28 protein-coding genes are annotated in these 26,301 nt (G+C 36.7%); 18 read left to right on the plus strand and 10 right to left on the minus strand.

The genetic code is table 11. The features are described 5' to 3' along the window. The first annotated feature begins 88 nt into the window (after nucleotides 1–88). The 3 genes from ACLRVU_RS01735 to ACLRVU_RS01745 all read left to right on the plus strand — a co-directional run bounded on the left by ACLRVU_RS01735 (nucleotide 89) and on the right by ACLRVU_RS01745 (nucleotide 3,337). Nucleotides 89–2,185, plus strand: a complete 2,097-nt coding sequence (locus ACLRVU_RS01735; RefSeq protein WP_412890431.1) for a penicillin-binding transpeptidase domain-containing protein — start codon at nucleotides 89–91, stop codon at nucleotides 2,183–2,185. A 108-nt stretch (nucleotides 2,186–2,293) separates the two neighbouring features. Then, nucleotides 2,294–2,443, plus strand: coding sequence for a 50S ribosomal protein L33 (gene rpmG / locus ACLRVU_RS01740; protein ID WP_041139399.1), 150 nt, complete (start codon nucleotides 2,294–2,296; stop codon nucleotides 2,441–2,443). A 282-nt stretch (nucleotides 2,444–2,725) separates the two neighbouring features. Continuing rightward, entirely contained in the window at nucleotides 2,726–3,337 is a 612-nt protein-coding gene (locus tag ACLRVU_RS01745; protein ID WP_412890432.1) for an MBL fold metallo-hydrolase, read from the plus strand. Between the two features lie 12 nt (nucleotides 3,338–3,349). Here ACLRVU_RS01745 and ACLRVU_RS01750 read toward each other — a convergent pair whose 3' ends face one another. The 7 genes from ACLRVU_RS01750 to asnB all read right to left on the minus strand — a co-directional run bounded on the left by ACLRVU_RS01750 (nucleotide 3,350) and on the right by asnB (nucleotide 9,513). Next, entirely contained in the window at nucleotides 3,350–4,177 is an 828-nt protein-coding gene (locus ACLRVU_RS01750) for a MerR family transcriptional regulator (protein WP_412890433.1), read from the minus strand. A 12-nt stretch (nucleotides 4,178–4,189) separates the two neighbouring features. After that, the gene (locus ACLRVU_RS01755; protein ID WP_412890434.1) at nucleotides 4,190–4,927 is read right to left on the minus strand and encodes an ABC transporter permease; all 738 of its coding nucleotides are present in this window, start codon (nucleotides 4,925–4,927) and stop codon (nucleotides 4,190–4,192) included. Beyond that, entirely contained in the window at nucleotides 4,924–5,643 is a 720-nt protein-coding gene (locus tag ACLRVU_RS01760) for an ABC transporter ATP-binding protein (RefSeq protein ID WP_412890435.1), read from the minus strand. The genes ACLRVU_RS01755 and ACLRVU_RS01760 overlap by 4 nt, the downstream gene beginning before the upstream one ends. Before the next feature lie 175 nt (nucleotides 5,644–5,818). Beyond that, nucleotides 5,819–6,469, minus strand: coding sequence for a hypothetical protein (locus ACLRVU_RS01765; protein ID WP_412890436.1), 651 nt, complete (start codon nucleotides 6,467–6,469; stop codon nucleotides 5,819–5,821). Continuing rightward, the gene (locus tag ACLRVU_RS01770) at nucleotides 6,469–6,975 is read right to left on the minus strand and encodes a flavodoxin family protein (RefSeq protein ID WP_412890437.1); all 507 of its coding nucleotides are present in this window, start codon (nucleotides 6,973–6,975) and stop codon (nucleotides 6,469–6,471) included. The genes ACLRVU_RS01765 and ACLRVU_RS01770 overlap by 1 nt, the downstream gene beginning before the upstream one ends. After that, a complete protein-coding gene (locus tag ACLRVU_RS01775; protein ID WP_412890438.1) occupies nucleotides 6,972–7,586 on the minus strand; it encodes a TetR/AcrR family transcriptional regulator in 615 nt (204 codons plus the stop codon). Before ACLRVU_RS01775 ends, ACLRVU_RS01770 begins: the two co-directional genes overlap by 4 nt. A gap of 109 nt (nucleotides 7,587–7,695) precedes the next feature. Further along, a complete protein-coding gene (gene asnB / locus ACLRVU_RS01780) occupies nucleotides 7,696–9,513 on the minus strand; it encodes an asparagine synthase (glutamine-hydrolyzing) (RefSeq protein WP_412890439.1) in 1,818 nt (605 codons plus the stop codon). A gap of 149 nt (nucleotides 9,514–9,662) precedes the next feature. On the opposite strand from asnB, the gene ACLRVU_RS01785 reads away from it, so the two are divergent. The 6 genes from ACLRVU_RS01785 (at nucleotide 9,663) to ACLRVU_RS01810 (ending at nucleotide 13,874) form a co-directional block, all read left to right on the plus strand. Further along, a complete protein-coding gene (locus tag ACLRVU_RS01785) occupies nucleotides 9,663–10,307 on the plus strand; it encodes a hypothetical protein (RefSeq protein ID WP_412890440.1) in 645 nt (214 codons plus the stop codon). A 15-nt stretch (nucleotides 10,308–10,322) separates the two neighbouring features. Next, nucleotides 10,323–11,327 carry a helix-turn-helix transcriptional regulator gene (locus ACLRVU_RS01790; protein WP_412890441.1) on the plus strand — a complete coding sequence of 335 codons (1,005 nt, stop codon included), beginning with the start codon at nucleotides 10,323–10,325 and terminating at the stop codon, nucleotides 11,325–11,327. A 59-nt stretch (nucleotides 11,328–11,386) separates the two neighbouring features. Next, complete coding sequence (locus ACLRVU_RS01795) at nucleotides 11,387–12,262, plus strand: helix-turn-helix domain-containing protein (RefSeq protein WP_412890442.1); 876 nt, start codon at nucleotides 11,387–11,389, stop codon at nucleotides 12,260–12,262. 61 nt (nucleotides 12,263–12,323) lie between these two features. Next, nucleotides 12,324–13,208, plus strand: a complete 885-nt coding sequence (locus ACLRVU_RS01800; RefSeq protein WP_412890443.1) for a helix-turn-helix domain-containing protein — start codon at nucleotides 12,324–12,326, stop codon at nucleotides 13,206–13,208. After that, nucleotides 13,192–13,611, plus strand: a complete 420-nt coding sequence (locus tag ACLRVU_RS01805) for a DUF3788 domain-containing protein (RefSeq protein ID WP_412890444.1) — start codon at nucleotides 13,192–13,194, stop codon at nucleotides 13,609–13,611. The genes ACLRVU_RS01800 and ACLRVU_RS01805 overlap by 17 nt, the downstream gene beginning before the upstream one ends. Nucleotides 13,612–13,682: 71 nt before the next feature. Next, complete coding sequence (locus tag ACLRVU_RS01810; protein ID WP_412890445.1) at nucleotides 13,683–13,874, plus strand: hypothetical protein; 192 nt, start codon at nucleotides 13,683–13,685, stop codon at nucleotides 13,872–13,874. Between the two features lie 105 nt (nucleotides 13,875–13,979). On the opposite strand, the gene ACLRVU_RS01815 is transcribed toward ACLRVU_RS01810, so the two are convergent. The 3 genes from ACLRVU_RS01815 to ACLRVU_RS01825 are packed head-to-tail and all read right to left on the minus strand — an operon-like array spanning nucleotide 13,980 to nucleotide 17,424. Beyond that, entirely contained in the window at nucleotides 13,980–15,014 is a 1,035-nt protein-coding gene (locus ACLRVU_RS01815) for an aspartate-semialdehyde dehydrogenase (RefSeq protein ID WP_412890446.1), read from the minus strand. Between the two features lie 14 nt (nucleotides 15,015–15,028). Then, nucleotides 15,029–16,267 (minus strand): aspartate kinase, encoded by a 1,239-nt coding sequence (locus ACLRVU_RS01820; RefSeq protein ID WP_412890447.1) that lies wholly within the window; start codon nucleotides 16,265–16,267, stop codon nucleotides 15,029–15,031. A 2-nt stretch (nucleotides 16,268–16,269) separates the two neighbouring features. Beyond that, entirely contained in the window at nucleotides 16,270–17,424 is a 1,155-nt protein-coding gene (locus tag ACLRVU_RS01825) for a homoserine dehydrogenase (protein ID WP_147548566.1), read from the minus strand. Between the two features lie 469 nt (nucleotides 17,425–17,893). Here ACLRVU_RS01825 and thrC point away from each other — a divergent pair, with 469 nt between their 5' ends. From thrC to ACLRVU_RS01870, 9 genes are all read left to right on the plus strand, one after another. Continuing rightward, nucleotides 17,894–19,384, plus strand: a complete 1,491-nt coding sequence (gene thrC, locus ACLRVU_RS01830) for a threonine synthase (protein ID WP_412890448.1) — start codon at nucleotides 17,894–17,896, stop codon at nucleotides 19,382–19,384. A gap of 9 nt (nucleotides 19,385–19,393) precedes the next feature. Beyond that, nucleotides 19,394–20,287, plus strand: a complete 894-nt coding sequence (gene thrB / locus ACLRVU_RS01835; RefSeq protein ID WP_147548570.1) for a homoserine kinase — start codon at nucleotides 19,394–19,396, stop codon at nucleotides 20,285–20,287. Nucleotides 20,288–20,359: 72 nt separating this feature from the next. Beyond that, on the plus strand, nucleotides 20,360–20,776 hold the full coding sequence (locus ACLRVU_RS01840; protein WP_412890449.1) for a hypothetical protein: 417 nt from the start codon (nucleotides 20,360–20,362) through the stop codon (nucleotides 20,774–20,776). A gap of 89 nt (nucleotides 20,777–20,865) precedes the next feature. Next, nucleotides 20,866–21,576, plus strand: coding sequence for a ThiF family adenylyltransferase (locus ACLRVU_RS01845; RefSeq protein WP_412890450.1), 711 nt, complete (start codon nucleotides 20,866–20,868; stop codon nucleotides 21,574–21,576). A gap of 47 nt (nucleotides 21,577–21,623) precedes the next feature. Further along, complete coding sequence (locus ACLRVU_RS01850; protein WP_147548576.1) at nucleotides 21,624–21,884, plus strand: hypothetical protein; 261 nt, start codon at nucleotides 21,624–21,626, stop codon at nucleotides 21,882–21,884. Nucleotides 21,885–21,886: 2 nt separating this feature from the next. Beyond that, the gene (locus ACLRVU_RS01855; RefSeq protein WP_412890451.1) at nucleotides 21,887–22,636 is read left to right on the plus strand and encodes an alpha/beta hydrolase family protein; all 750 of its coding nucleotides are present in this window, start codon (nucleotides 21,887–21,889) and stop codon (nucleotides 22,634–22,636) included. A gap of 44 nt (nucleotides 22,637–22,680) precedes the next feature. Continuing rightward, nucleotides 22,681–23,886: a hypothetical protein gene (locus ACLRVU_RS01860; protein ID WP_412890452.1), complete on the plus strand. Its 1,206-nt coding sequence runs from the start codon at nucleotides 22,681–22,683 to the stop codon at nucleotides 23,884–23,886. Beyond that, the gene (locus tag ACLRVU_RS01865) at nucleotides 23,876–24,769 is read left to right on the plus strand and encodes an alpha/beta hydrolase (protein ID WP_412890453.1); all 894 of its coding nucleotides are present in this window, start codon (nucleotides 23,876–23,878) and stop codon (nucleotides 24,767–24,769) included. Before ACLRVU_RS01860 ends, ACLRVU_RS01865 begins: the two co-directional genes overlap by 11 nt. A gap of 31 nt (nucleotides 24,770–24,800) precedes the next feature. Further along, complete coding sequence (locus ACLRVU_RS01870; RefSeq protein ID WP_412890454.1) at nucleotides 24,801–26,246, plus strand: glycoside hydrolase family 1 protein; 1,446 nt, start codon at nucleotides 24,801–24,803, stop codon at nucleotides 26,244–26,246. Nucleotides 26,247–26,301: the final 55 nt, after the last annotated feature.

The raw sequence follows: 26,301 nt of genomic DNA on the forward strand, positions 1-26,301 counted from the left end.
ATGCGCTCACATTTTTAATTAATAAAAAATCACATAAAATAACCGGAGTTGTTTTATATAATGAAAAAGCGGTAAGGTAGGTGAAGTCATGTTTAAATTTAAGAAAAAGCAGCAATTTAGCGGAACATATTACTTTCAGGGGAGAAATGATGAGAAAGTAAGAGAACGTAAAAAAAGAGAGCAGAGTACGTTTGCGAGAATGATAGGACTGATGGGGTTGATCGTTGTTGCGATTGTTGTGATTGCCGTCAGACTGATTTTTATTCAGGTTCATCAAGGAGATTACTATGCGGCAAAGCTAGTAACCTATCAGGTTCAGTCGAAGACGCAGGATGTGCCAAGAGGACAGATCTATGACCGCAATGGTACGCTTTTGGTAGGAAGTGAAGCGACTAATGTCATTATGTATTATGCGCCAAAAGGAATCAAAGAGGAAGAAGAAAGAGCAATGGCAAAGATCATTGCCGATCGTTTTCAAATAGATTTATCGAAGCTGACGCTGAGAGATAAGCAGGATATGCTGATTCGTGATTTTGATAAAGAGACGAAAACGGTTGTTACCGAAGAAGAATGGGCAGCTTATAAAGCAGGTACTTTAAGCGATACGGATATTTATAATATGAAAATTGACCGTATTAGTGAAGACATGATCAATCAGTATTACAGCTCTGGTGAACTGACGCTTGAAGAGGCATATGTTTATACCTTAATGAATAAGGATATCAATGGCGGCAATGTTGTGGTGGAGAATGTCTCAGCTGAAGATATCGCTTTTATTGGTGAACGTCAAAATATATTAAGAGGATTTACATACAGTCATGACTATACACGTGTTTATCCTTATGGGAGTACAATGAAAAGTTTGTTTGGAAATGTTTCAAGCAAGACACAGGGGATTCCCAAAGATGAATCAGATACTCTGTTAGCTTTAGGTTATCAGATGAATTCACGTGTCGGAACTTCGGGACTAGAAAAGCAATACGAAAGTCTGCTTGGCGGAAGCGGAGCTACGTATAACTTGACATATGATGAAGAAACCGGTGATCCGATTTTAAGTCAGTTGAGTCAAGGTGAAAAAGGTTATAACTTAAAATTAGCGATCGATTGGGAATTACAGGAATATATCAATAATATCTTGGAGACTCAGCTGCGTTCGATTGCTTATGCCAGTGGAAATCAATATATGGATCGTCTTTATGTCGTGTTGATGGACCCTAATAACGGGGATATCGTGGCAATGTGCGGAAAGGCATTGGATCGGGAAACAGGTGAAATCTATGATTTTGCGGATGGGGCTTATTTAGAAGCCTTTGCGATTGGGTCCTCTTCAAAGGGAGCGACTGTCTATACCGGATTTAAGTACGGGCTGTATACGGCGGGAGAACAGCTGTATGATGAACCTATTTATATTCAGGGAACAGCGCCGAAAGCATCATGGACGAAAGCGGCAATGGGAAACTTAAACGAAGTGGAGGCATTGGCTAAATCTTCCAATGTTTTCATGTTTAAAATTGCGATGCGTTTGGCAGAAGCCAATTATGTGCCTTATCAGCCGTTATATATTAACTATGAAGCTTTCGATAAGATCAAGCGTTCTTTTGGAGAATTAGGACTGGGTGTGAAAACCGGAATTGATGTACCGAATGAAGAAAGAGGTTATCAAGGCGGAGATCGTGAACCTGAAGCAGGAAATATTCTTGATGCTTCGATCGGTCAGTATTACACTTATACGCCGATCCAAATGGCACAGTATGTTTCAACGATTGCTAACGGCGGGCGACGCATGAAGCCAAGACTGGTGACGGAAGCTTATACAAATGTAAACGGTGATGATGTCACAGTATATACGAATAATGTCGAAGTGCTTGATGATGTATCGGATGAGAAAACGGCGTTTGAACGAATTCAGGCTGGATTTTATGCCGGAGTGAATGGTGATGGAATTTTAACCGGACTTAGAAAAACGGACTACGTTCTGGCAGCAAAATCAGGAACTGCCGAAGTGTTTGATGAAACAGGAACCGATTATCCTAACCAGGCTTTGATCGCTTATGCGCCTTATGAGAACCCGCGTTTGACCTATGCGTGCATTGCGCCTAGAGAGGGCGGTAACTCAAAAACTTGTCAAAGTATCGTAGGACAGATTTTTGATAAATATTTTGAAAAATATGGATTATCACAATAACTTTTTAATTCCTGATTAAATTGATGGTTTGTTAAAAAAAGTATGGTAATTCACAAATAATTGTGTTATTATGTAATACGAAATTAGTTTGGGTATGGAGGTGTGAGAATGAGAGATAACATTATTTATAAATGTACAGAATGTGGAGAAGAAAACTATATCGGTACAAAAAACAAAAGAAATCACCCGGATCGTATGGAAGTTAAAAAATACTGTTCAAGATGTAATAAAAAAACGACTCATAAAGAGAAAAAATAGTTTAAAGAATATAGAGAGTGTCATGGGCACTCTTTTTTCTTTTTATATATTCTATGGTTTAAGAAGATTGACATTTTTATGGTGGATTTAAGAAAGCAGGGGAGTACAATAAAAAAACAGTAATGTTCTTTATCGTTTATAAACTATGATTTGGATGCAGAACAACAGATTTGTTGTATGCGATGAATATCAGCAATACGTTTGCCTTTAGTTATATCATTTATAAATTAAATAAAAAGTGAAGATGTGTTATAATAAACGGAGAAAGAAAAGAGGGATGAGATGAAAATAAAAAGATTAGTGGTCAGTTCGTTTCAAACGAATTGCTATGTGCTATATGATAATTTTCAGGCAGTTATCATTGATCCGGGGGACCAAGCAAAAAAGATCAAGAATTTTATTAATGAAAATGAATTAGATGTCCTTGCAATTTTATTGACGCATGGGCATTGTGACCATATCGGGGCAATAGATGCTTTGTATCAGGCGTTTGCTTGTCCCATTTATCTGCATCATGAAGATCATGTGTATTTAAAAGAGCCTAAATATAATCTGTCAACGATGATGGGAAATCCTCTCATAATTCAAGCACCTGTTTTAGATTGTGAGGAGATAATGCAAATCGGTCCGTTTAAAGTGAGATGGCATCATTTACCGGGACATACACCGGGATCGAGCATGATTGAACTGACGGATCAGAAGATTATCTTTAGCGGAGATGTCTTATTTAACGGTTCTATCGGACGTTTTGATTTCCCGTTATCCAGTCATCATGATACTGTTTTATCAATGAAGAAGTTAAAAGAGTTTAATGATGATGCCAGAGTTTTCCCCGGACATGGGGAAGAAACGAGCATTAAAAACGAACAGCAGCATAATCCTTATCTAAAATAAAATGGCAAGCAGCTAGATGCTCTTGCCATTTTTTTCTTTTATAATAGGAATCTGTACTTCGGTCAGCCAGTCTTCTTCACGTTCTTTATTCCAAATCCCGTCGATCACATTTTCGCGTGGATTTCCGGCTAAAAGATAGCCGTTCTTATCGATCCACTGTGCAGCGTAGGCATAAGCAAGCCCGATATCTTTATAGCTGCCCTGATGTAAAACAGAAACAACAGTTATCGGTTCAAGCTTTTTGAAGACAACGCCTTCTGGTGCTGTTCCAAAACGATCTACAGCTTCACAAAACTCAACGTAACGGTCATATTCTTTGTACTCACCATCTAAATAACTAATGAAGCAGTATGCTGGGAAGGTACATTGAATCTCCGGATTTAAGCGAGTGACTTCTGCACCTAATGGGGGAATAACATCGAAGTAATCGTGATAACTGTTTAAATGCATCTTTTTAGAATAGACGATAAGCTCGGGGATTTCTTTGATGATAGCTTTATATTGCAAAAGATGCTCATCTAATTGCTGTGAACACAGAAAATCAATACGAGCAATCTTTTCTGTCAGTCGTTCTTTTTCTTTTTGCATTTCAGACTTATGTTTTTCTAAAATATCCTCTTCATTTTGCCCTAATAAGATTAATTTGATTTCATTAATTGACAAGCCAATCTGACGATAAGCAGTCAGACTGTGAATTTGAATAAGCTGCTGTGTCGTATAAAAGCGATAGCTGCTTTCAGGATCGATATATTCCGGTTTTAATAAATCCATTTCATCATAATAGCGCAAGGTCTTGATTGAGACCTTGCTCATTTTAGAAAATTCTCCTATGCGATACATCAATATGTCCTCCTATTCCCATTTAAATGTTTTAATCGATAAAATAATGCTGATCACAGCAACAACAAATAAAATAATAAATGGTCCAACTGTATTATTAGGGTGTGATGATAGCGAATACCCCTTAATAAGTTTGATTCCTTGCGTTAATGGTAAAACGTTGGCGATCGATTGCAGCCATTTCGGAAAGATTTCAAAAGGAACTGTCGCTCCAGATAGAAATAACATCGGAAAATAAAACAGCGTACAGGCTAAATTGACAGATTTAGTTGTACGGCATAAACTTGCAATCAGCATCCCTAAACCATAAAGCGCAAACATAGTCACCATAAAAGACAGTACCAGCATACCAACACTTCCATTAATCTCATAACCCCAGCCCAGTTTTAGAATAGCATAAATGGCAATGGCAGAGATAATTGAAATAAAGGCATTGATTGCAGCCTGTACCAATAATATCATACTTGGACGTACGGGCGTTACAAAAAAGTGCTTTAGAATTTTTTTATCACGATAATCGGACAGACATAACGGGATTCCCATTAGGGCAGTGGCACAGATACCTACGGTAATCAATGAACCGAAAGTTCCCTGAAGATAGGTGTATCCATTAGCTGTCATACTATTGCCGCCAATGGCAGCGATAAGAACTGCGATTCCAATCGGCATGATCACACCAAAAAAGATTAAGTCAATGCTGCGAAATGCCAAAAGGGCTTCAATTTTTAAATAAGTCAAATATTTTTTCATAATAGAACCTCCTCACCCATATACCATAAAAATGCTTTTTCTAAATTATCATAAGGACTCTTTTCAATTACTTCTTTCACTGTGCCGCTGATCAATTCCTTTCCCTCTTTTAATAAGAGGATACGGTCACATAAGGTTTCTACTTCATCCATATAATGCGAAGTCAAGATCAAACTCTTTTTGTTCTTTTTTAGTTCAAGCAAATATTTCCAAATTTCTCTTCTTGCAACAACGTCCAGTCCGGTAGTTAACTCATCTAAGAAAATAAGTTCAGGTTCGTGCATAACCGCAAGCACAATAGAAAGCTTTTGCTTTTCCCCTCCGGATAAGCTTTCGACCATTTGATTCTTCTTATCCAAGAGACCAAAATCAGATAATAATCGGTCTTCATCGATATCTTTTTGATAAAGCACAGCACGTTCCTGACATAGTTCATGCACTTTAATTTTTGACTGATAGGCAGAATGCTGGAGCTGTACCCCGATTTTTTCAAATAAGTGCTGTTCTCTTTTTATCATATTGTGATCAAAGAGGAATACTTGACCCTGATTTGCTTTTTTAAGACCCAGCATCGTTTCGATCAATGTTGTTTTTCCGGCACCGTTGTGTCCTAAAATACCCAGACATTCGCCTTCCTCAACACAAAAAGATACATGGTCCAGCACGGTTTTATTTCCGTATTTCTTGGTAATTTCATTTACTTTTGTAATGATCATGATGATTCTCCTTTCGTTTGTGACATCATCATAAAGTCTCCTTTTAGGGGAGAGTCAAGTGTTTTATTTCAAAAATAAAAATAATAAAGCTGATGGGAGTATGTCACTAAAAAAGATAGATCGGTTGACCTATCTTTTACATTATAAAATGATTGAATTTTGTTTCATTGTGATTTTATTGATGAAAATTTATTTTATCTGTCTGCTGATACAAGGCTTTTCTTTTCAATCCGTTTGCCTTAGCGCGAGGATACCAGACAAACATAGAGGCATTCATCTTCCAAAGGAATCTTGGATAATTAGGGGAGATAAAAAGATCTTGTCCGCTTTGGGCGGATTTAATATTTTGGGATAGTATGGAAAGGGCGTGTCCGAGATTCTTATTAGGTCCATGTCCTAAAGGGACAGAAGATATATACGGAAGCATTTCACCAGCACCGGTACCTATCGCCTGTCCCCAAGTCAAATGAGTCTGCTGGCACCAGATTTTTATTTGTTCGATGGCTAAGTGATTTTGCTTTCCTTCATAAAAGCCGTTGTTTATGATGCAGTAAACCATTGGTTTTCTCTTTGTAAAATCTTGCTTTGCTAATTCGATGAGCATTCTTAAAAGGTGAGAGGGAATACTGTCTACATATAAAGGAAAGGCAAAGATAAGGGCATCACTGTCCGCAATATCAGCAAGCTGGCAATCACTTAATAGTTCTTTGTGAATGCGGTAGATATGAATGTCATTTCCATTGAGCTGAGGTGTTAAATAATCAATCAAGAGTGCAGAAGTGCTTTTACTTATTTTAGGACTGCCGTTAATGATGCTGATTTTCATTATAAGATCACCTCTTTTGCCAGCAGATGTATTGAATCAAAAAATGAAACTTTATATTGAGTACTATTAAAATTAATGCTGTTGGATTTCACCAAGCTTTGTGCTACTGATTTTTCTTGTGAGCTTATGGATTTACCATAGAAATAAACAGAAAGCTGATATTTATTTTGATAACGGGGCTGATGATGTGTTTCCCCATCTATTGTATTGAAGAAGGGGAGTACATAAGAAATACTGCGGTCAACGATATTTTTTATAAAAGGACTGTATCCGCCGTAAACGCATTGACTGATAATGATTACTTTATCTGCCTGAGATAAAACAGCCCCTGTATGCTCATAGCCGTCTTTTATAATGCATGTACCGGGAGTCTTAATCCAGCAGCCAAAGCAGCCGATGCAGGGTTTGATTTTTCCGTTATCAAAGATAATGTGAATATCTTTATTCAAATTGGGAAAAAGGGTTTGAAACTGCTCATTTTTAAGATCATGTATAATGACTTTCATGATTGGTCCTCCTTTAAGAAGATGGGGGAAAAAGCACTGGCTTTAATGATATCTTCAATCTTTGATTCCAGATCATAGTCAAATTCAACATTTGGCATTGTCATGATTGCAGAGAGTCCATGCACGAATGCCCACATGGCAATCACACTGTCCTGAATTGTCTCATTTGACATTCCTGTCTTTTTAAAGGATTGGACAGCTGCTTTTTTCAGTATTTCCAGCGGCGGTATCTCATTTTTATTGATGGTTTCTAAGGATAGAGATATTTTCATGTTTTTTCTGGAAAATAAGAAATCATAATACAGTGGGTGATGGTAAAAAAATAAAACATATGTTTTTCCCAGCTTTGGCAATAATTCAGAGGTATCCTGATATTGCTGTGCGGTTTTTTCCAATGCCTGCGTAAAAGTATCCATAATATGCTTTTGGATAGCTCCGATAAATTCATCTTTACTGCTGAAATGAGCATAGGGAGCAGCGTTGCTGACGTGGCAAAGTGCCGCTACTTTTCGCAAAGATAATTTATCTTCACCTTCCTTGCTGATAAATTCCAGTCCTGTTTCAATCAGCAAACGGCGCAAATCGCCATGATGATAGGGTTTGTTTTCCATAGCTTTCCTCCAATCTTATCACTGCTTAGATTTTAACATACTATCTTTACACTGTAAAGATATAAATGTAATAAAAAGATGACTTAGTTTTTAAGCCATCTGAATTCATTTATAACTCTAATTCGATATGATAGATTTTTCCCCATAAATGAATCTGATAAAGATAGGCAATCAGCTGAGGTCCCATCATTAATTGACCAAACCATGGATAAGAAAATGAAGCCCCTTTTGTTTCAATCAGATCATTTAATTTTTCTTTATCAAACAGTTTATAAAGAATGCTGCCTTGATCTTCCAGACTTTCTTTTAAAAGCTGACAGACAAGTTCTGTATAGACTGGAGAATGTGTTTTAGGATATGGATTTTTCTTTCGTTCCAAGATTTCTTTAGGCAGTTCATTTTTAAAGGCGTCACGGAGCAAGGCTTTTTCTTTGCCTTCTTCATAAAGATAATTCCATGGCACATTGTAAACATATTCGATCAGTTTCGCATTGGCAAAAGGAACACGGCATTCAATGGAAGCCTGCATCGTTTGAGAATCACTGCGGGTTAGTAGGGTTTGCATAAACCATTCCACACATAAATAAATCATGCGTCGCTTGCGTTTATCTTCCTCCTCTTCATTGATCTCGTCAATTTCACCGACTGTATTGTCATAAGCCTGTTGGATATATTCTTTAAATGGCAGCTTCTTGATATCTTCATGGAACAGCTCGATACGTTTGTCTTGATCTAATAGCCAAGGAAAGTTTTCCTTATTGTATAATTCTTCTTTATAGAACCAAGGATAGCCGCCGAATATTTCATCTGCACATTCTCCTGATAAGACAACTTTGTGGTTAGAGCCGATATGACGAGAGAAACAGAAGAAACTGCTGTCAATGTCTGCCATTCCCGGCATGTCACGGGCAATTAATGAGGTTTCCAAATGTTTAACTAATTCTTTTTGCGTTAAAATTACATTGAAATGAACAGTATGATAACGATCACTGACTAATTTGATAAAATCATCATCCTGACTGGTCTGATAGTCATAAGCTTTAAAATATTTGCTTTGATCTTCATACGTAATTGAATACGTGGCAAGACTAGGAAGATAACTTGCGGCAATAGCACTGATAATACTGGAATCGACACCGCCGGAAAGCATCGAAGAAATCTCGACATCACTTAATAATTGTTGAGTGATGGAATGAATCAATAATTTTCTGACTTTTTGTCTCGTGGTATCATAATCATCTGTATGTTTCGTTGATTTTAGCTTAAAATAGCGTTTAATCATCAAATGATTGTTTTTATAGATAAAATAATGTCCCGGGCGCAAAGACTCAATGCCTTTATAAACGGTTTTACCGGGACTAAGTGATGGTCCTAGCCCAAGCAGCTCTAAGACACCGGTACGATCTACAACCGCCTTGTTTTTATAGATCAGTATCGCTTTTATTTCTGATGCAAAGACCAACTCATCTTCATCATAACTAAAATAAAGCGGTTTAACTCCTAATTGATCACGGCAGCCAAATAACTGATCATCACTGTAGATTACAAAGCTGAAAATTCCTTCAAAGCGTTTGACGCATTCAGGACCATATTCAATATAAGAGACCAAAGCGACTTCGGTATCACTGGAAGTGGCAAACTGATATCCTTTATCAATCAGATCTTCCTTTAATTCCTTCATATTATAAAGTTCACCGTTATAGACAATACAATATTCCTGATCATGATACGTATATTTTAGTGGCTGATGTCCACTGTGTAAATCAATAATAGAAAGACGACGGTGACCGAGCAATGCATTTTCATAGATTTCGATCCCTGCATCATCGGGTCCGCGATGGCTTAATACTTGACACATTTTTTTAATTGTCTCTGTATTCAGCTGCAAATCTTTTGTAAAACTAGATATTCCAACAATTCCACACATTTTTTTTCACCTCTATAAACTATATTGTAGAATTCAATAAATATGACAATTATTTCAAAACCGTTTATTTGGAGTTTAACGTGTATGGAATGTCTTGTTATTTCTTCATCTCTTATATAATAGAGGTGTAAAGAAAAGGAGCGATACTTATGAAAAGATTAGATTATAAAACAAGCAGAATGGTCGATTTTCACCAGTTATATGCATTTTTAAATACATTTATTGCAACCTGTCAAAATGATAGGATTAAGACCTTATTTTATGTGTCCGAATCTATGGAACAATTGCAGCTCAATATTCAGGATGATGTTCAGGCTTGCGAATTTTTCTTTAAAAAGTTAAAGTGCTGTGCAGATCAGGCAGATCATTATATTGAACTTGAGAAATTTGTCATTTATATGGATCTTTTGTTTGGAATGCATTATACTCCTTTCAATCAGTATAAAAAGAATCTGCTGAATGTGATAATAAGACATATCGATCATTATTTTACATCGGATGAATACTGTGTCATTCGTCATCTGATTCCTTTTGAGCAGTACCCATTAGAGGAAATTGTGGAAGTGTGTCAGTCTCATATTGATCAAAATAATGAAGCAAATCGATATTTTACTTGCGAAATTTATTTAATTGAAGGACAATATAAACAAGCTTTAAGTCTGGTCGATGAAAATGAATTTAGAGGGATTCTTATGGATTATCAAGAAGATCTTCTTCGCTATAAACGCAGGAACACTTGGCAGCAGTTATGGAAACCAAGTGAATTCGTTCGTTACCAGCAGCGCTATGCATAATGGGAGGTAAAATGAATGGATCGTCGGGTTTGGTATGTGCTGAAAATACTTTTAAAATCAAATGAAACCTATACGATGGCAAGTCGGATTCAAGAGATGCTGTCTGTGGAGTATGATATTCATTGTGATATTAAAACGATTTATGCCGATATAAATAAGATCAATGGATTCATGGAAGAAATATTTAGTATTTCTTCTTATATTCAGGTGAAAAGAAAGCGCGGATATTTTATTGAAAAGGGAATTTTACCTGATGCTCAGCTGCGTTTTATCTATGATGCCATTTATTCAAGCGGAGCATTATCTAAAGAGGAAGGGGAGGCACTGTTTAAAGAGATCACAGCCCTGTCACCTAAATCGCAAATCGATCGTTTGCACATTGAGAAAATGAATTCACAAAATAAACCTTTGTTTATTAAAATGAATGTTATTTTGCAGGCGATTAATGAACAAAAGACAATCATTTTTGAATATGTTCGTTATACGATCGATCAAAACGGAAAAGTACTTGCCGTTAAAAGTGAAAATGGGAACTATGAAAAAGATGTGAGCGGACATACTTATTTTGTTTCTCCTTATGAGGTGATGATGCATTCGGGACACTATTATCTATTAGCCTATAATGATATCCGCCAAGAACAATTATCGATCTATCGTATTGACCGAATGGACTTGGTGCGAACAACTAAAATGAAATTTGTGGATATCCGTGAGATGTGGGATATGAAGCAATTAGAACGTCAGGCGATTAATATGTTTTTCTCTAATGAAGTGATTGATTTAAAGTTTTTATTTGATAAGGAGATTTTTCGAAGCGTTGTCGATCAGTTTAGTGATCAGCTGATTGTGAAATCGGATGTATCTGGCAAATATGTGGGAGAAGTAAAAGAAGTGACATTGAGTGATGGGTTGATCGGATGGATTATGATGCTGGGCAGCCGGATTACTATTTTAGAACCATCCAGTCTTAAAACAAAAGTGATCCAGCGTTTAAAGGAATCTTTAGCTCATTATCATTAAAGCAAGAAATGTGAAGCAAACGGCTTTTAGTTTCATTATAATGACATTGAGGTGAGAGAATGAAAACGAATAAAGAAAAAGCTGAAATCATTTTTCAATACATTGAAGATCATTTAGATGAAAATTTAAGCTTGGATATTTTAGCGCAGATTGTCGGGTATTCAAAATACCATTTACATCGCATGTTGTCAGAACTGTTGGAAATGCCGCTTCATCTTTATATTCAAAAAAGAAGATTAAGCAATGCTGCTTATGAATTGGTACATAATAAAAAAGAGATTGCTCAAATTGCCTTAACAGCCGGTTATTCTTCTCAGCAGGCTTTTCATACGGCATTTAAGAAAAGCTATAAGAAAACACCGGATGTTTATCGGCAGCAGCAAAAATTCTATCCGCTGATTCTTCCTTATGATATAGAAAAAGCAGATCAAGAGAATGAGCTGCATCGTATCGCTCATATTCAAATAGTTAAAAACAGAGGATTTAAATGTATCGGGTATACATGCAGCACATCGCTGGGCTTTTTTATGATAGGGAGGACTTGGCGCAAACTGCATCGTCATAAACATTTGATGGGTAACCGCACAAATCTTGATTTTTTAATTGGAATCAATGATTACAGTCATTATAAAATGGAAGCAGATCATTTATCCTTTGACTATTATGCAATGGCAGAAGTGGCAGATTTTAGTTCTATTCCTCGAGGTATGGTAAGTAAGACTTTGCCGACAAGCGATTATGCCGTTTTTTATTTGAGAGGAAAAAACGAAGAGAGTGTTCAGCCGTTAATTGAGGCAATCTATAGAGAATGGCTTTTAAATACGGATTACGAATTAAATGATGAACTGCAGTTTGATTTTATTTGTTATGGGGAAAAGCTAGATGAGAATAAAGAAAGTCAAATCGAAATCTGGCTTCCAATCAAAAGGCACTGAGATGCAAGGCAGATAAAATACAATATGCTAGAATACATGTAGAAAGGCAGGAGATAAAAATATGTATGCATGGGAAGCCATTCAACAGAGTATTGAGTATATTGAAAATCATGATGATCAAGCATTGAGTGTGGAGGATTTAGCTAAAATTGCAAATTTATCCCCTTATTATTATCAGCGATTATTTTATCGTTTGGTTCATAAGCGAGTAGGGGAGTATCTAAAGCTAAGACGATTGGCAAAAGCTGCGGATCAGTTAAAGAACAGTCAGGATACTATTTTAAAAATAGCATTGGATCATGGCTTTTTAGATCATAGTCATTTTACAAATGCTTTTAAGGCAACTTACAAAGTGACCCCGAATGAATATCGTAAAAGCAGTGTACAGCTAGATCATTTCTTAAAGCCGGATTTAATCTTGAATTATACAATGATTGAAGAAAATGTTCCTTTGATTGTGGAGGACATGGTATTAACGATTCGTAAAGATAAAGTTACACAAGGTATTGAGCTTATCGGCAAAAGGAAAAAAGCGCCAATTAAAGAATTGGGAAAACCTAAGATCAATTCACTAGTTGAACTATGGGAATTCAACGATGAAAAAAATCCGCCATCAGTGGGGATTGATGTTTTAACTTTAACACCCGATCCGGAATATTTTGATTATTTTGTCGGATTTGAAGCTAATGATCAGCTTACAGGAGACAGGCAAATTATTCCGAGAGGGGAATATATTGTATGCAGCTATGAAGCGGAAGACTTTGAACAATTGGTTAATGTTTATTTATATAAAGCCAGCCAATATCTTTATGACACCTGGTTAAAAGAAAAAGAAATAGAAACGGATCCGATTTTGATTCAGAAATATTTTCATCCTTATACAAAGAACTGCTTTATTGAACTGTGGGCAAAAGTAAAAGAGGATCATGGTGTATCATTGGGATAAGCGGGATGCGACTTATAAACCGGTATTAGAAGAGGTTGCTGCATATATTAAAAATCCGTTGTTCAAAGAGCTTTGTGATCATTTTGAAGAAGTGTATCATTGCTTCCCACAATTTCATTACAGTCGTTGTTCAATGGCAATGGGGTGGAATCTGAAATTTAAGAAGTCATCTAAAAATATCTGCACTCTTTATCCGCAGAGGGGGTATTTCGATGTACTGATTGTGATTGGAAAAAAAGAAAAGGAAGCGTTTGAAAAATTGCTTCCTAACTTATCCTATTCTTTTCAAAGGGTATACACTGAAACAGGAGAAATGATGGGACAAAGATGGCTAATGCTGAGCATCGAGGATTTGTGTCAGCTTGAGGATTTGAAAAAGTGTATTTTGGTGAGAGCAAAATAAATTCATTATAACTTTAGCAACTTTCCTTTTTCGACTTTTATTCTATGGTAAGCTATATTTAGGTGATAAGGATGAAGTTAAAGTGTCAATGCGGCTATAAAATTAAACAAGAACATGGCCATCAGGAGGATATTAAATCAGGAATAAAAGCCTTCTTTTTTAAATGCCATCAATGCGGGAATTGCTATACGTTGGTCCGCTATTTGAATGGAAATGAAGAAACCTTGAAAGGATATTGGGTTATTAAAGAATTACTTAAGTAGGAATATCTGCAGATATTCCTATTTTATTTATACATAAGTATTTTGATATGAGAAAGAGCCATCATAGTCTGGATAATCAAACTGTGAGGCTCGCCTTTATTGGAATTACAGAAGACCCATTTCGATCATTTTAAGACCGATATCTACAGAGTTGTAAGCAGCACCTTTCATTAGCTGATCAGCAACTACCCACATGCTTAATGCGTGGTCATTGTCTAAATCTTTTCTGACACGTCCGACATATACTTTTTCAGAACCGATATGATCAATCGCCATTGGGTAAATTTGATTAGCAATGTCATCTACTAATTCAACACCGGTAGAATGAGCAAGCAAGTCAAACGCTTTTTCAATATCGATTGGTTTTTTAGTTTCGATATAAACGCTCTCGCTATGACCGCGCAGTACCGGAACACGCACACAAGTAGCATTGACTTTAATATCTTTATGGTAAATTTTCTTTGTTTCATTGACCATTTTCATCTCTTCTTTAGAAAAAGCGTTGTCTAAATCGAATTTATCGATTTGCGGAATACAATTATAAGCGATCTGGTAATGTTTTTTATCACTGGCACATGGCAATGTATCAGCAACAACCGGTTCGTTATCGATAATTGCTTTTGTTTGACTGTTTAATTCACGCATTCCGGCAACCCCGGCACCTGAAACTGCCTGATAAGTAGAAACAATAATTCTTTCAATATCAAATTCCTCATCTAAACGTTTTAAGGCGCTGACCATTTGAATAGTGGAACAATTTGGATTGGCAATAATCCCTTTATGCCATTTTAAATCTTCGCTGTTACATTCAGGAACAACTAATGGAACATTTGGATCCATCCTGAAATGGCTGGTGTTATCGATATTGACACACCCAGCTTTTACTGCATAAGGCACAAACTTTTCGGAAATGCTTCCACCTGCTGACCAAAAAGCTACTTCAATGCCTTCAAAACTGTTTTCGGTTAATTCTTCTACAACGAAGCTCAGACCATCTTGTTCGATGGTTTTGCCGGCAGAACGGGCAGAGGCTAAAAGCTTAATACTTTCAAATGGAAAGTTATATTGGATGACACATCTTAACATTTCACGACCGACAGCTCCTGTCGCTCCCACAATCGCAACTTTATATTTCTTCATTTTATATTTCCCCCTTAGTTTTCATTTCCTAAAAAAGCTTCATGCAGTACAACTTGCGCACGATTCACATCATCACGATCAATAAAGCATGAGATATTGATTTCTGAGCAAGATGTCATTTCTACTGGTATATCATTTTTAATCAAAGTATTGTAAACTTTATGGAACATTCCCTGATTATTTTTGATGCCAATCCCAATGACAGATACCTTTCCGATGTTGCCGCGAACAATAGTGCGCTGTGCTTTTAACGGCTGTTTGAGTTCATTGCAGATATCAATCACCTTTGGTAAGTCTTCATCTCTGATAATAAGAGAGATATCCATTTTTCCGCCGCCGACTAATGCCTGATTAAATACATTTACGTTAACTCCTTCTTCTGCTATCCTTTGAAAGAACTTAGCTGATGAATTGTTTGTTCCGTCAACGCCGACTAAAGTGACACGAGCTTCATTTTGAGAACCGGTAATCCCGGAAATAGTAAGTTTATTAAGGCTTTTCTTCATGATTTCTTCATCTCCTATCACATAAGTTCCTTTATATTGTTCAAATGATGAACGGGCATGGATTCGAATGTTGTGGCTGGCGGCTAACTGAACGCAGCGATGATTCAGCACCTTTGCACCGTTGCAGGCTAATTCTAACATTTCTGCATAACTGATATAATTAAGTTTTAAGGCATCGGGAACGATACGTGGATCAGCAGTATAGATACCGTTGACATCAGAATAGATCTCAACTTCACTGGCTTCGACTGCGATTCCGACAGCCACCGCTGATAAATCACTTCCGCCGCGACCGAGTGTCGTAATTTTACCTTCTTCATTTCTCCCTTGGAAGCCAGGACAAATCACAACATCCACTTCTTTTAGTTTTTCTAAGATCATTTCTCCATCTACTTCAATAATGCTGGCATTTTGATAATCACGATCTGTCAGGATTCCGAGTTCCTGATTGCTGATAGTAGCTGTGGTAATGCCATTTTTTTCAAGTTCGGCTTTAATAACTAAAGTCGCAATGGTTTCACCTAAACTGGTTAAGCGATCGAGTTCTTCACTATCTAAATGTTCTTTATTGACGATGGAAAGCAGTGTATCGGTTGCATAGGGATCATCAAATCGTCCCATTGCAGATACGACTGCAACGACTTTATGACCGGCTTTTACATCACGGATAATATTCTTGTACATACGTTCACGTGATTCAAACGAACGTGTTGATGTACCTCCATACTTTTGGACAATGATATTCATTTTTAACCCCTCACTTTAAATGATGAATATTTTTCATTTTTAAGCAGTGCTTGCAATTGTTCGATTTCGATTTCTTTAGTGATGTAAATATGTACATTTTTTTCACTGTAATAATATTCATAGTCGATATCGACGGCATGGTCTAAACGAAGATAATATTTGCTTTTTGTGATAGGGTAAATGTTTTCAATAGTTTTATTGCTATATTGCCAATTATAAGATTGACTTACTTTGATGATATCGCCAACGACAGCAGATGCAGTGACATAACGCCCGGCACCTTTTCCGTAAAATAATACATTCTCTACATAGTCACAATTGAATTCTACTACATTGTATGCTCCCATGACATTCGCGACCATATCATTTTTACTAACTAAAGTAGGGGAAACATCAACAAAATATTTATCATTTTCTTTTTTAGCGCGGGCAATCAGCTTGATGCGGTATCCCATTTTTTTTGCGTAATCCATATCCAGTTTGGTGACATTGCGGATTCCCTGAGGTTTTAAACGTTCAAAGTCAACGAACCCATCAAATGCGTTGTTCGCTAAAATGGCGATCTTGTGTGCGGCATCAATCCCATCGATGTCTAAACTTGGATCAGCTTCTAAGTACCCTAAGCCATCGGCAATTGTTAGTGCTTCTTCAAAATCTAAGTTATCTGTCTCCATTAAGGATAAGATAAAGTTCGTTGTTCCATTTAAAATACCAGTAATTTCCTGAATGTTGTTGGCTACTAAGGATTCGTACTGCGGTGTTACCACCGGAATTCCTCCGCCCACTGCGGCTTCATAAAAGACATGAACATTGTTTTTATTGGCAGCTAATAAAATTTCTTTGCCATCATGAGCAATCAACGCTTTATTTGCCGTTACAACATGTTTTCCTTTTTCGATTGCTTCCATAATAATAGCTTTAGCGATTGTGGTTCCGCCGATCAATTCTACGACAACATCCACTTCCGGATCATTTAAGACATCCTTGTAATCACGAGTAAATAAAACTCCCTCCGGTAAATCTCTTTCTTCCATTGCACATCCGTACTTTACGACTACCTCTTGATTTAGATAGTTGGAAAGACGTTCTTTTTCCATACATAGAATGTCTACGACACCGTATCCTACAGTTCCCAGACCAATCACGCCTATGATCATCTATTTCCCTCCTTAGATAATAAAAAAATGCTTCAGCAAATGAAGCATCTCCTTTTAGAAGTAAGTGTCAAAAATGTACATCATTTTGCCATGGTGATTAACAAATTTTTAGTTTGAAATGCACATGGTCATCATTTTATACATATGATTGACTCCTTTCCCTCTATAATTGTTCAAATAATACCACTAAACCAAATAACTGTCAACTTTATTTTATCCTAATTTTAGACAAAAAATCTTTTTGTTTTCATAAATATCTGGGTTGTACGAAAAAACAGACAATGAGAGTGTTTTCATGTATGTTTTGGTCTTTATTTCTTAGAAAGTAAGTCTTCTTTTTTATTAATCATAAATTTGTTTTTAAGAGTTTCTATTATATGAAAAATAATCTCTTGTTTTTTTAAGTTCTATTTGACTTTACTATAGGATTAAATTAGAATGATTTATAAATATGAGAGTGGGGGATACAATGAGCAAGGCATTAACTTATGTAAGTACGAGAAATAAACAAGAACCGATCGATTTTTATACGGCAATATTACAGGGAATCGCAAATGACGGCGGATTGCTGGTACCTAATTTTGATTTACCGCAGCTTTCTTTGAAAGAACTGATGGCGTTAGATTATCCTGAGTTAGCTTCAACTGTTTTAAAATGTTTTGTACCAAAGGATGGACATGTCTTAATAGAAGAAGCATGTCAAGCCGCATATGGTGGAAGCTTGTTTCCTAAGGAAGTAGTACCGGTTAAAAAAGCCGGTGATCTTTATATAGCGGAATTATTTCAAGGTCCGACTGCAGCGTTTAAAGATATGGCTTTGACATTGCTGCCACATTTGATGACTCTTTCTTTGAAAGTAAAGAAGGAAAAGCGTGATGTGATGATCTTAGCTGCAACTTCCGGAGATACCGGTAAAGCCGCTTTAGAGGGGTTTAAAGATGTGCAGGGGACAAGTATTAAAGTATTTTACCCAAGTGACGGTGTATCCGCTATTCAAAAACAGCAGATGATCACCCAGGAAGGAAAAAATGTAGAGGTCATTGGTATTGATGGCAACTTTGATGATGCTCAAACCGCAGTAAAACAGGCATTCAATGATGCTTCTGTAAAAGAAGTGAGTCAGGCTCATCAGATATTCTTATCCTCAGCCAATTCAATTAATATCGGCAGATTGCTGCCGCAGATTGTGTATTATTTCTATACGTATCTAAGCTTAGTGAAAAAACAAGAGATTAAATTGCATGATGAGGTTGATTTTTGTATTCCAAGCGGGAATTTCGGAAATGCTTTAGCTGGTTTTATCGCAAAGAAAATGGGACTTCCGGTTCATAAATTTATTTGTTCTTCCAATAAAAATAATATTCTGACAGACTTCTTTACATCTGGTCGTTATGATGCAAACCGTGAGTTTTATAAGACGAACGCACCGGCAATGGATATCTTGATTTCCAGCAATCTGGAACGCTTAGTTTGGTTTTTAAGTGATCAAAACGGGGACATGGTTAATCGTTATATGACAAATTTAAAAGAAAATGGCATTTATGAAGTAGATGCAGCTATTTTCGATCAAACGAAAGAACATTTTGCTGCCGGATTTGCCAGTGAAACAGAAGTGCTGCAAGCAATTAATGATATGTATGAGCAGACCGGATATTTATTGGATACCCATACAGCGACAGGCTATCATGTGATCAAGAACTATCGTCAAGAATCCGCAGATTCGCTTCCTGTCATTTTGCTGGCAACCGCTTCACCATATAAATTCCCTGAGGCTGTGTATAAAGCAGTAAGTCAAAATGAGGCAGATGAATATGATGCCATTAAAAAGCTACATGATCTCACTCAAATTGAGATTCCTGCACCGTTAATAGATTTGGATCAGCGAGATATACGTTTTAAAGAAGTGATTAAAAAAGAAAGTATTGTTGATTTTGTTAAAGAAAAGATCATGCAGAAATAGGAGGCTAATATGAAAGTAAGAGTAAAAGTGCCGGCAACCAGCGCCAATTTAGGACCGGGATTTGATGTTTCCGGATTAGCGTTAACGATTTATAATGAGTTTGTTTTTGAATTGATTGAAAAAGGCATTGAAATTACCGGCTGTCCTGAACAGTTCTGCAATGAAGATAATATGACTTATCAGGCATTTAGAATGGCGGCAAAACGCTGCGGCTTAGATTATCAAGGGGTTCGCATTGATTGTCAGGGCGATGTCCCTTATACAAGAGGATTAGGGAGCAGTTCTACCTGTATCGTAGCGGGAATCGTCGGGGCTTATGCGTTTATGGATCGCTGCGAAGAAAGAAAAGAAATCCTTAATTTAGCGACGATGATCGAAGGACATCCTGATAACGTTGCACCTGCCATTTATGGCGGAATGACGGTTTCGGTCATGGAGGAAGAGGATGTAGTGACACTGAGTATTCCTATTAAGCATGACTATCGTTTTGTTGCTTTGATTCCGCCGTTTACTTTGTCCACAGAAAAATCAAGAAGTATTCTTCCAACGGAAATCTCTCGTAAAGACGCTATTAAAAATGTATCTCACTTAGCCTTACTAGTTGCATCATTAATCAATGGCTTTGATGACGGACTTAAAACCGGATTTAAAGATCATTTACATCAGCCTTATCGAGGACATCTGATTGAAAATTATTTTGATATCATGGCAGAATTAAAAAATGATCCGGATGTTTTAGGTTCTTATTTGAGTGGTGCCGGACCGACAATCATGGCAGTCATTCGTGCGGAAGATAAGATGGGCGTAGTCCGCATCAAAGAACGATTAGGTGCTTTGATTCAAGGCTGGGAAGTGAGAAAGCTAGAATTAGACATGAGAGGCTATATTGCCGATTACGAATAAGCATGAAAGTGCTTATTTTTGTTTTTTATAAAGGATAATTTTGGTATAATAGAAAAGAAAAGAGGGATAATGATGAGACAATCAGAAATGAAAGTAACTCTCCCATATAATGTTGAAATGATATGGAATACAATAACGAACAATCTTGACAGTTCGTGGCGCAGTGATCTCTCTCATATTGAGATCATTGATGAGACACATTTTATTGAACATACTAAAGAGGGGTTTTCTACAGAGTTTGAGATCACCGATAAAATATTTTGTCAGTTTTACGCTTTTACTATGTCTAATAAAAACTTTCAGGGGAAGTGGAGCGGGAAACTGATCAAGGTCAATGAAAATGAAACAAAAATGATATTTTTAGAACAGATTACATTTAAAAATAAAATAATGGAACTCATTTCTTATTTAGGAATGAATCTGAAAAAGATACAGGAACAGTATTTTAAGGATTTAGAAAATGCATTAGCGAAGCAGCAGGAGATTTAAGAGAATTTTATACAAGAATGATCTTTTATATCCTTTGGCTTCAATAATGTTTATAAAAAGCTGAAATAGAATTTAAATGGAGTTAAAAAATGAATAATCAGAATATAAGAAGTGCCATGCTTTATGGCGAGGATTACGATCAGCACTTGCAAAAGAAAACCGTTTGTATTTTTGGTGTTGGCGGAGTAGGTGGCTTTGTCTGTGAGGGCTTGGCAAGAATAGGCGTAGGTCATTTAATTTTGGTTGACCACGATGAAGTCTCTTTATCTAATTTGAACCGTCAGATCATTGCGACACATGACACAATCGGAAAAGCCAAAGTAGAGGTTATGAAAGAGCGTATTCTTTCAATTAATCCGCAAATTAAAGTAGATATCTATAAAGAATTTTATTTAAAAGATAAGGCGCTTGAGGCCATTTATGAAAAAGCGGACTATGTGGTCGATGCGATTGATACGGTTTCAGCAAAGCTTGCTTTGATTATGACCTGTCAGGAAAAAGGCATACCGATTATTTCTTCCATGGGAACAGGAAATAAAACCGACCCGCAGTATTTAACGGTTTGTGATATTTATGAGACCAGTATCGATCCTTTGGCTAGAGTCATGCGTCGTGAACTTAAAAAAAGAGGAGTTACTCATTGTCAGGTCGTCTATTCGGATGAACCGCCAATCACTCCCTTAATCAAGGAAGTCAGTGAAAACGGCAAGGTCACGCCGGGAAGCTCACCGTTTGTACCCAGCAGTGCAGGTCTGCTGATTGCCAGTGTAGTAACAAAAGAATTATTAAATTCATTTTAATTAAAGTAGGGATTGTTTATAATAGAAGCTAAGAAGGGGGCAAAAAAATGGAACATGTAACAGCTATACCAAGTGAAGAAGATTTTGAAAGATGCTTGAAGATCGTGAGTGATACGATGCGTGTTGACGGCAAATCATTATCTCCATTAGAACTTAAACTATTGACAAAAGATATCATGGATACCTCTGTCATGATCGGCGGCGATTATTCGACAGAATGCATACGTGATCTTTTGCTTAACTATATTAAAGAAGATTTTTATCCGCGCTTTTTAACCATTCATGCCGAAGAATTAAGGGGGGAATAGTCATGGAAGTTTATTGCGAAGTACAAACAGAAGAAGGGGTTCTTCGAGGGATGCTGAATCGTCCGAGTCAGAAAAAATATCCTTTAGTTGTGATGCTGCATGGCTTTACAGCAAACCGCAACGGACCTCGTTTTGCTTTTGTGCGTTTAGCACGTTTATTGGAAAAACAAGGGATCGGCAGCATTCGCTTTGATTTTTTAGGAAGTGGTGAAAGCGATCTTGATTTTGAAGAAATGACCTATATGGCAGAATGCAAGCAGGTCATTCATATTTTAGAAGAAGTAAAGAAATTAGAAGATGTCAGTGAAATTTATTTGCTAGGACACAGTATGGGCGGAGCCATCGCCGGAAACATTGCCGCTTTATTCCCTGACCTAATTAAAAAATGCTGCTTATGGGCGCCTGCTTTTTGTATGCCGGCTTTAATAGGTTATATGAAGCAGTCCGGAGAAGTAACTGAAATTGAAGAAGATGTTTATGACTGCAAGGGATTGCGTTTATCTTCGAAGTTTGTGGATGAAATTATGAATCTTGATCTGCTTTTACATTTGGAAGATTATCAAAATCCTTTAATGATCATTCATGGAAACAAAGACGAAGCTGTACCGTTTGAAAGCTCAAAAGCATATTTGAATCAGTATCAGCGTGAAGATATTCAGTTTGTAGAGATTTTAGACGGCAGTCATAATTATGAAGTTTACCGTGAAATTTCGGTGGTATTAGAAAATACGGTAAGATTTTTTGCGGAATAAGCCTGATTGAATTTAGGTCATCATATAAAAAGAGGGGATAGCCGATGAATAGAAAACTGATCCGTGATTATATAGAAACACATAAATCAACCTATCAATCAAAATATAAATATCACAGCAGTTATCAGAAAACGAAAAATATATATAAGTTTCATTATTATATGCGAGATGCTCAGCTTCAGCAGATCAATATCTTCTTTGAAATTAAATTGGGAGAACAAATATCTGTCAATTTTGCGGAGAATTTGCATGAGTATGAACAAATTGCTTTAACGATAGAAGCATTGGAAGTTTTAGAACGCTATATCGGTCAGGAAACAAAATTAGATTGTGATAAAATTAAGGGTTATATTGCGCAAAACGATCGTTCATTAGATATTACGAATCAGGATATTGTCAATATCTTGAACTATTTGGAATATCATCAGGGAACATCTCAAAAGACCATTGATTTATTCTATGAGATTTATCTACCTTATTTAGAAAGACTGATTCAAGATTATGAATACAAGCAGCTTATTCAATCTGTCAATATGATCTGTGATGAAATATTGTACGAACATTTTTGGTCGGGCATCAATGTGAACTATATGGATCAGGAATATTATCTTCATCTTTATTATTTCAGAAAGATATTTGAATTATGTCTGCCTCATATTGAAATGATCTTTTTAAAGGCAAGAGATGAAATTGAAGAATTGACCGTTCGTTTGTTTGAATATGATCGCTTTACGTTTTGCATGATTAGTGTTTTAGATGATATTGAATGCAATAAATATATTATTGACGCTTTGTTTAGCACCTTGAGTGTTCGCTTTAAGCTGATTAAAGAGGATGCTGAGGGTGGCAATCTAGCCTATTCTTATTTATATAGCTTTTATAAAGAAGATAAGAAGCTGCAGGAAGAAACAAGAGAAATTATTTTTGAACATATTGTAAATGATATTTTGACCATCGATAATCATGATATGCAGATTGCATTAGGAAATTATATGCTGAAAACGGGCGGCTATGAGATTTTGATTTGTTTGTTTAAAAAAGATCATAACTCTTTCATTTTCCGCTGCTTCCCTTTAGAAGAAGTGCCGGAATGTCTGTATGCCGATGTTCGTGAAGAACTAATCAGTGCCTTGAAATATTATGCGGATCTTATGAATAAACCGGAATATCGTTTGGGTTCACTTGAACAGATCATGAACATCAATCGATTGCTGATGGAAAACTTTAAGGAGGATATTTATGGCGGTTAATAAAAAAGCGGCAATTGCGACATCGTTAGGAGCCTTGGCTTTAGCTTCCGGCTATGCCATCTATCATGCTTCTAAAGCGATGAGTGATGTGCTGATGAAACGACAGGATCGTCCGAATAAACATTTCACAGGTCTTGATGAAGCAAATCTGATACAGATTAAAAACCGTGATGGAGAAACCCTAAACGGCTACTATTTTGATTTGCAGGCTCCTAATACCATGCTGATGCTGCATCCTTATGGATTAGATGCTATGGACATGGTCAGCTATGTTGGTTTCTTTAAGACTAAACTAAACTGTAATTTTTTACTGGTGGATGTATACGGTCATGGCGGAAGTGACGGTGAGATTTATCGTCTGGGTGGAAAAGATCAAGATGATTTGATCGACTGGCTGCGCTATTTAGACCAGCATTTTGATGGTAATATATTATTGTTTGGCAAGGAAATGGGGGCTAACATCATTCTCAATGCTTCTGGCAAGCTACAGGAATTTGAACAGATCAAAGCGATCATTTCTGATGGGGCATATGCCAATGTAAAAGATATTTTAAGCTATCGTATGCAGCGAGACTACTATATTTTTCATTTCCCGTTTGTGATACTGATGCGCTATATCATTAAAAGAAAATATGGGATTGACATCAATCAGCTAGACAGCGTGGAATTAGTCAAACACAATCAGATTCCAACGATGTTTATACATACCAAAAAAGATTGTTTTGTTCCATTAAAACAAGTTTTTCCGCTTTACAATGCAGCTCGATGCAAAAAAGAACTGTTTGTATTAAAAGATGAAGAAAGTTTGTTTCAATTAGATAATACAGATGGAAATGATTATTTAGCCGTTTTAGATGCGTTTATTAAAGAATATCTTGATTGATATTCTTTGGTGATAAAAAAGGAGGTAAACTATGTATTTTAGTAAAAGCAAAGGATTCCCTAAAGATTTCTTATGGGGAAGTGCATCTGCCGCTTATCAGGTAGAAGGCGCATGGAATGAAGATGGCAAAGGAATTTCAAACTGGGATAAATTTGTCCGCATTCCGGGAAAAACATTTAAAGCGACAACCGGAGATGTCGCCGTTGATCATTACCATCGCTATAAAGAAGATGTAAAATTAATGGCGGAAATGGGATTGAAGGCCTATCGTTTCTCTATTGCTTGGCCACGTATTTATCCTAATGGAAAAGGTGAAGTGAACGAAGCCGGTATCAAATTCTACAGTGATTTGATCGATGAATGTATCAAGTATGGTATTGAACCAATGGTGACGATTTATCACTGGGATTTACCACAGGCATTGGTAGATGAATACGATGGCTGGGAAAATCGTCAGATTGTTGATGACTATGTTAACTATGCAGTCACTTTGTTTGAAAGATTTGGCGATCGTGTAAAATACTGGATCACGATGAATGAACAAAATGTTTTTACCAGTTTAGGATGGCTGACTGCAATGCACCCGCCAGGGAAAACACAGGATATGAAAATGTTCTTCCAAGTGAATCACCATGCCAATATGGCACACGCTAAAACAGTATTGAAGTTCCATGAAATGGGACATCACGGGATGATCGGTGCAAGCTATGCGTTTGGACCTAGCTATGCTTTAGACTGCCGTCCGGAAAATGCTATGGCAAAAGCAGATTATGATGATCTTCAAGTCTATTGGTGGATGGATATTTATGCATATGGACGTTATCCAAAAGCAGCGATGGCATTCTTAAAGAGCATTAACTGCGCTCCTTTGATGGAAGATGGGGATGAAGCAATCCTGAAAGAAGCAGCAACTCATTTTGATTTCATGGGCGTTAACTATTATCAAACGGCTGTAGTGGAATATAATCCGATTGATGGAGTAGGTCTTTCAACTAAAATGAATAATACCGGTAAAAAAGGAACAGCCAAGGAAAGTGGTATTCCGGGATTATTTAAAAACGTTAAAAATCCGTATCTGCCAACAACAGACTGGGATTGGACAATTGACCCAATGGGATTAAGAATGTGCTGTCGTACCATTACCAGCCGTTATGATCTACCAATCGTGATTTCTGAAAATGGATTAGGCGCTTTTGATAAATTAGAAGACGGTAAGATCCATGATGATTATCGTATCGCTTATTTAAAAGCCCATATCGAAGAGTTGAAGAAAGCCTGCGATGACGGCTGTGAAGTTCTCTCTTACTGCACATGGTCATTTACAGACTTGTTAAGCTGGCTGAATGGCTATCAGAAACGTTATGGTTTCATCTATGTTGACCGTGAAGAAGAAGAGGGAGCAACTATGAACCGTTATAAAAAAGATTCTTACTTCTGGTATAAGCAAGTGATCGAAACAAACGGAGAAGAGTTATAATAAATAAAGGAGAAATCTTGAAGGTTTCTCTTTTTTCTTGCTTTATAAACAAAAG

The sequence above is a fragment of the Beduini sp. genome, assembly GCF_047239305.1.
In the GTDB taxonomy this organism is placed as follows: domain Bacteria; phylum Bacillota_I; class Bacilli_A; order Erysipelotrichales; family Coprobacillaceae; genus Beduini.